This is a genomic window from Agilicoccus flavus (genome assembly GCF_014857905.1).
In the GTDB taxonomy this organism is placed as follows: Bacteria; Actinomycetota; Actinomycetes; order Actinomycetales; family Dermatophilaceae; genus Agilicoccus; species Agilicoccus flavus.
In genome coordinates this window covers 1-7,052 of the sequence record NZ_JACYXE010000027.1, presented here as the reverse complement: position 1 = coordinate 7,052, position 7,052 = coordinate 1, and the positions used below count along the sequence as shown (strand labels likewise).

At 65.9% G+C, this 7,052-nt stretch carries 2 protein-coding genes; both read right to left on the bottom strand.

Features of this window, described 5'->3' with window-relative positions:
* Positions 1-85: 85 nt before the first annotated feature.
* On the bottom strand, positions 86-3,700 hold the full coding sequence (locus ICW24_RS18980; RefSeq protein WP_226347286.1) for an Eco57I restriction-modification methylase domain-containing protein: 3,615 nt from the start codon (positions 3,698-3,700) through the stop codon (positions 86-88).
* Entirely contained in the window at positions 3,697-6,840 is a 3,144-nt protein-coding gene (gene drmD, locus ICW24_RS18975) for a DISARM system SNF2-like helicase DrmD (protein ID WP_226347285.1), read from the bottom strand. Before drmD ends, ICW24_RS18980 begins: the two co-directional genes overlap by 4 nt.
* Positions 6,841-7,052: the final 212 nt, after the last annotated feature.

Here is a 7,052-nt window from a genome sequence, read left to right as displayed (position 1 = left end):
CCACTTCAAGAACTGGAACGCCGTGCACACCGACTACCGCCGACCCTACGCCACATTCGCCAACGCAATTACCGCAACCATCGCGTTATACAATTACGCAACCGCATCTTGAATAAGCCTCTAGGCTCCCAAAGAGTCCGTAATCGTCCGAAGCGAAGGCGACCACCGTCTGGTCGATTAGTGATCCAGAGGGGAGCATGACGGGCTGCATAATTTGAGAGGACTGTCTCATGCCTATGAAATGACGCAGAGAGGAGATTTGCTGCATCAAGGCCTTAGAACGCCTCGTGAACAGCCACCAGATCTCCCTCCGTGAGCGGTCCTTGTTCTTTGCGCGCTCCATTCTAACTGTGCATTCCACGTGTTCGAAGGGTAGGCAGTACTCTGAAGCTGCTTCCAGCGTTCGGATGCCAAAATCAATGACCCACATAGAGGCAGAATGATCGGGGGTGCCATTTAGGTCTGCGCTCGTGATATACGGGAAGAGGACGTCACGATTCTTCGCGTCCGTCGTGATCCACGAACGCGCCAGAGGTTCCGCGATCCGAAATCCAGACCCGTTTGGATAGACCCCAATGAATGCCATGTCTTCATTCTCGGCGAGGGTCGACGGCGAAAGTCCAGTAGTTCCGGTCTTCAGTTCCAAAGTGGAGTCGATCGCATCGACTTCCTGGCCGTCCGCAACCCTAGGCAAATCCTGAGGTAGATCGCTGTTTGTCGCCCACAGAATGCAGATTCGAACATTAACCGTGGCCGTCGGCCAAGTTCGATCACGCACCGCTCTGTATATCTCCCACCCGTTCCGGATGTTCTGCTCCAGCGCAACGCGTCTAGAATCCCCCCGAGCTAGGGTGGAACTAGCGACGACGCCCAAAATGGCGCCCGACGAAAGCAATTCCTGAGACCTTAGAGTAAAGTATGCGCTTTGATCCGCTAAACCCTTTTCGCCGCTGGCCACCCACTGAATGATGGCTTCCCGTACGTTACTTCCGACATAGCCGCCCAAGTCCAGACCGCTGACGAATGGCGGATTGCCGATGATCGCGTCAAACCCGCCTCGAGCCATGACGTCCGGCACCTCGAGGAACCAATGCAAGGGCTGCCATCGGTCGTAGTCCGTGACGACGGTGGGGGTGAGCCCCGCCTCGATGATGGCATCGAGCATGGATGCGTCCGGAGCCTGACCGTCCGCGGGGAAGGCCTTACCGACGGCGATTCGGAGGTTCTCGTAAGCCTCGTCGAGCTTCTTGCCGGGCTTACCTCCGAGGCGAAGACCGGCCGCGATCACCCCGTCGGCAATCTTCCGGAGATCGGCGGTGACCTCGTCGAATTCCCGCAACTGGGACCGCTTGGTGGCGGCCGATCGCATCGGGTCTGCCGTGCTGACTTCGGAGGCGAGTTCTTGTCGCAGCGAGATGGCCCGTTGAATGCGGTGGCTCACGTCCATCCGCACGACGAGTTCGTTGCCGGAGAACTCCATCCCCAGTTGCCCGAGCGGCTTGGGCTTGGGGGCGATGTGCAGTTCTTCCAGTTGCCTCAGCGAGGTGAGGCCGAGGAGGGAATTGCCGTGCAGCACCTTGTCATCGACGAACGAGAAGGGCAGGTCACGGTCGAGGGAGACGAGCCAGAGCGAAAGCTTGCACATCTCGACGGCCATGCCATTGATGTCCGCCCCGTAGAGGCACCGGGCAACCACTTGGCGGAGCGCTTTGGTCCTTCGCGCGGTCGCGGTGAGGTCCTGCAGTCGACCCTCGGCACGCCAGGCCTCCTGCAAGCGTTCCGCGAGGTACCCCGCTGCCGCGACGAGGAACGCACCCGATCCGCAGGCGATGTCGGCGATCTTGAGGTCGAGGATCTCCGTCGACGACTTGAGCTTCCACGAGTCACGGTCGGCAGTCTGGTGCGGGCCAGGCGCGTAGACGATGGGCTCTAGCGCGTGCAGCACCACCTCCTTGGCCAGGTCACGCGGCGTGTAGTGGGCGCCGGCGTTGCGTCGCGACGGCGTCTCCACGACGAACAGGCCGCCCTCAAGGACAACCACAGGGCGATTGCGCAGGTCACGGCGGATCAGGCCGATCCAGTCCCGCAGCCGGCCGAGCAAGTCCTCGTCCGTCGTCACAGAACGGATGGCCTGTTCCGCGTCGCTCATGGTTTCGCCGGCGGCTGCGTCCTTCGCGTACCGGCTCGCGGTCCGGGCCTCGGCGCCCGGTTGGTGCTCCTTGACCCAGGCGACGATGGCGGCGCCGAGCTTCTTGTCGTCTCCCCCCGCCTCTTCGTAGAGGTCTTCCAGGGTGGCCAGCGGCATCTCAGGCTCGGCACCGTCCTTGCCGCCGAGACCGATGATGACCTCGTCCGCGCGGCGACACGTGTAGCCCAACAGGCCTTCGTAGATGTAGCCGATCTGCTCGACGTCGATGTCGCGGAACGAGATACGTCGCGGCTCTTTGTCAACGACGGCGATCTGCACGGCGCGCAGGACCTCGAGCATGACGCGGTCGCTGACGGCCAGCGCCAACGTGCCCCGCTCGGTCGTCGCGGTGAGGAAGGGAAACCGGTCGGGGTCGAACAGTGACCCGCCGTAGGCGGGAAGGCGCAGGTCCTCGAACGTCGCACCGCCGTACAGCGCGTTGGATGTGGCGAGGAGCCGATGCCACGTGAGTGAGGTGGCGTCGAGCGCCTCGGCGTTCTCATCCCGCTCCCGCTGCTCCAGTCGCTCCCGCTGGTCGGACAGGCCGTAGCCCATCGCGTACAGCTCACCGGTGGGCAGCAGGCCGCGCTCCTCCGCGAAGAGGAGGAAGACCACGCGCATGATGACCGTGACGACGGCGGCGTAGATGTCGTCGCCGCTCTCCGGGAGCGGATCGGGGTCGCCCCGATGACGTGAAGCGGCGGCCGACTCGTCGAACGCTGCCACGACGAGTTCGACGGCCTTGCGAACCTGCGCACCGAGCGCCTCGGTGATCTGCTCGGCTGCGAGCACGGAGTCGGCGAAGAGCTGGGAGAGTCGCTCCGCGGGGTCCTTGCCGACCAGACGCCCGATGCGGAGCAGTTCGGCCCATGCGTCGCGGACCTCGGGCTCTTCCACCCACGTCTGCGCGTCCACGACCCCCGAGGCGGCGAGCGTCTTCTCCGGCGCGCTGACGATGGCCCACCAGCGTCCGTCGGTGACCAGGCCGATCGGCACCGCGGCGGTCCGGAGCATCTGCTCCATCCGGTCGATCGGGGTGTCCGACCAGCCGTCGTCGTCGGCATCCCGCAGCGAGGCGACCGGATCGATGACCCACACGAGTGCGCCGATGGTGTCTTTGTGGCGCAGCACCCCGGTGGCCGTGACGGTGACGCTGTGGTCCGGGGAGCTCGCCGCGACCGCTGCTGCGGGATCGCCGGGCACCCAGCGGGTACCCCAGCCGACAACGTCGTGGAGCACCGTGTCAATCCACGTGTCGCGGGCCGTGCGGTAGGCGGGCAGGGCAGCGTCCTTGTCGGCGGCGCTGTCCCAGGCGTCCCAAGCGCGATCGAACGCCGGGTTGGCGGCGGTCATCGCGAGCCGGGCGTCCTGCTCCATCGGGGGGACACCCTGGGGCAGCGTTCTCGTGATGACCGGCAGGGCGAGGAAGGGGCCCTCGGTGTCGACGAGTTCGAGCCATGCGCGATGGCGGTCGCGGACGCTGCGGGTGGGGGTGGTCGTGCGGCGGCTCATCGGGCATTCCCCCATCGGGCAGCGTCGGCCGGTGTCAGGGCGAAGACGACCGCTGCCGCGCTGATGAACGGATGCACGTCCTCGTAGCGGGAGCGGATGCCGGCCAACTCCCGCTGTTCCTCGTCGTCGAGGGTGTCCAGGCGCGTCTCCATCGCTCGGATGTCGCGTCGCCGCTGAGCCTGCTGGTCGTCGGTGAAGAGCATGGCTTCCTGCTTCGCGTGCTCGCTGGTCAGGTCCGCGAGTGAGGCCTTGAGGTTCTCGCGGAACCGGTCGAAGATCGCGCTCACACGGGCCACGTCGGTGTCCCGACGTGCTTCGAGGCTGTCCGCCACCGCGTCCTGACGCTTGTGGGCTCGCGCGGTCATGGCCGCTTCGAGGCGCGTGCGCATCCGCGAGTCTTCGGCGTTCCAGGACTCAGCCAGGGCCGACCGCACGTGCTCGTCGGCCAGGGTCATCCCGCGGCGGTCGAGGACCCGATCGAGGAGGTCGTTGACCTTGTCCTCGGCCATGGCATTTCCGTGCAGGCGGATGCCCGTGAGGAAGACCTCCTCGTGGAGCCGCAGGCCGCCCTTGCCGACCAGGACCAGTCGGGAGACCGCAGCCACGCACGACTCGGGGATCGACTCATCCACGACCGCCGTCACGCGGTGCATCTCCGAGCCCGATCCGAAGAGTCCGCTGCGCAGCATCCGGGCCGACTTCTGCATGATCGCGTGACCCAGGTGGACATGGACGACGTCCGGGTTGTCACGGGACACCTGCTCGTTGAAGGTGATGGCTCGGTAGACGCCCGGCTTGAGCGGTGTGTCCAGACCCTTGAATGTTGGTGTCCAGCGGGTTCCGAGGTGGTCGACGCGGAAGGTCTCCGGCTCGTCGTCGAGCCGGTCGAGCTCGACCTCGAGCGCCGGCTCGCGGTTGAGGGCCAGTGCCGTGTCGACGACCCGGCGGGCGTTGTACGGGGTCAGATGCAGCTTCGTCTTGCGGTCGTCGTAGGTGCGTGCGAGGTCGGTGAGTTGCTGATTGAGCTTGAGCTCACCGGCCAGGGCCTCGATCCTCGGGTCGTCCTTGGGTGCCTTCGCATGTTTGCCCGACGCCGGGAGGAAGTGGCCTCGTACCTGCTCGTCGATGACCGCGTTGACCGAGTGGAGGTCGCCGCGGATCGTGGCGACCTTCTCGGCGATCCGGCGTACGAAGTCGTAGTCGACCTCGTAGGCCGAGGTCGTTCCCGTCGGTGCGAAGTAGTAGATCTCCGGCGCGAAGCGCTGACCGTAGCGGTCGATGCGGCCGATCCGCTGTTCCAGGCGGGACGGGTTGAACGGGATGTCGAGGTTGACGAGTCGGTTGCAGTGGGCCTGGAGGTCGATGCCCTCCCCGGCGGCGTCCGTGGCCAGCAGCACCCGCAGGGGCTCCTCGGTCGGTGACGCCGTGAACCGTGCCCTGATGAGCTCGCGATCCTCCGCCGGTGTCGAACCCTCGATGACCGCGAGCCGAGTGCGGTCGTAGCCGGAGGACTCCAGGACACGCTGAGCCCATTCCACCGTCGCGGCGTATTCGGTGAAGACGACGACCCGCTCGTTGCTCCACCTGTTGCCGATCCGGCAGACGCCGTCGAGGAAGGTGATGAGGGCCGACAGGCGGGAGTCCGGCCGGTTCTCGTAGCCGAGCCCCCACGCGACGAGACGATCGATCTCCGGCTGGGTGGCCTCACTCAAGGGATGCGCCGTCTTGGCCTGGGTCATGGCCGCGAACTCCGGGTGCTGGGCCAGCCCTTCCTCCTCGTCGGATCCGCCGCTACCGAGGACCTCGGTGTAGTAGTCGTCGAACTCGAGGCCGGGGGAACCGGGGGATGCCTCGTACTGCTCCAGCGTGCGAGCGAACGACCACGGACTCGACAGCAACCGCTTGCGCAGCAGCAGGCCGAGGATGTCGCCGAGCGCGCTCTTGCCGTTGGCTTTGGCGCTGGCGTTCAGGAGATCGAGAAGGGTCGCGAAGGCCTGCTCCTCGTCAGCGTCTGGCTCGAAGGGCAGCGTCTTGATCTGCCGCTGCTTGAAGTCCTTGTCGGGGATGTCGGTCTTCAGCCTGCGGACTGTGACAGCGTCCAATTCCTTCTGGTCGATGCTGGCACCGCGGGCGAACCGGCGGTTGTCGATCATCTCCAACAGGGCAGTGAAGGACTCCGAGTAGCCGTTGTGCGGTGTCGCGCTGAGGAACAGACGGTGCTCACACCGTTCGGCCAGATTGCGGACAGCGATGGTGCGCTTGCTGTCGACCGCGTAGCCGCGGCCACCGCCCACCGAGCTCGGACTCGACGGTGCGACGTGATGCGCCTCGTCGACCACGAGGACGTCGAAGGCGTAGCGCCGGGCCGAGTTGCGGTCGTCAGCGGAGGCGAAGACGTCGCGGAGGAGGCGCTGTGCCCGCGGCGTCGGCAGCCACGCCATCGACACGATGACCCGTCGGTGCAGGCGGAACGGGTTGGCGGCCAATCCGCGTCGGCGGCGGTCCTCGGCGAGGGTCTCGCTGTTGACGATGACGAAGTCGAGCCCGAACTTGTCGCGCATCTCCTGCTGCCACTTGATGGCCAGGCTCGGCGGGCACACGATGACCACCGTCTGCGCCCGGTGGCGGAGCAGCAGCTCCTGGATGACCAGGCCGGCCTCGATGGTCTTGCCGAGACCCACGTCATCGGCGAGGAGAAGGTTGGTGCGCGGCGACGTCAGAGCCCGCCGCAGCGGCTCAAGCTGGTAGGCCTCGACGTTGGCGCCGGAGCGGAACGGTGACTGGAACGAGCTCTCGTCCGCGCTGGTCACCGCGCCCCAACGGACCGCGTCGACGTAGGCACCGAGCCTGTTGGGGTCATCGAACGTATCGGCCGTCAGACGCTCTGGGAGTCCTTGGTCCGGAACCAGGGTGTTGCCGACCTCGAGCTCCCACACGACGGCCAGCTCTTCACCGAGTCGGTCCTCGTCGATGGACTGCAGCTCCACGACGTGCTCAGGGCGCGGGTGAGCATCGTCCGCGGCGCTTCGCACGAGCCCCTGCCGTGTGACGGACGTGACCGCCCACCGGCTGCCGCGGACCTCCACCACCTGCCCCGGAGCGGGCAATCGATCCGTGTGGGGCAGCGCGTCGACGGGCATCATCACTCCTGGTTCACCGAGGCAGTGCGCCCCGTCCTCATGTCAGGCTAACCAGATCCGCGCGTCAGCTTGTATGCAACAGAAGTGGGCGTGAACCGCCCCGGTGAGTCGGGAGACTCAGTGGTTTGAGAGCGCCAGCTGCTGCTGGGCCCTGTTTTGAGCGTAGTAGGCGGTCTCGAGGTCGACCGGTGGGATGTCACCGCAGTACTCGT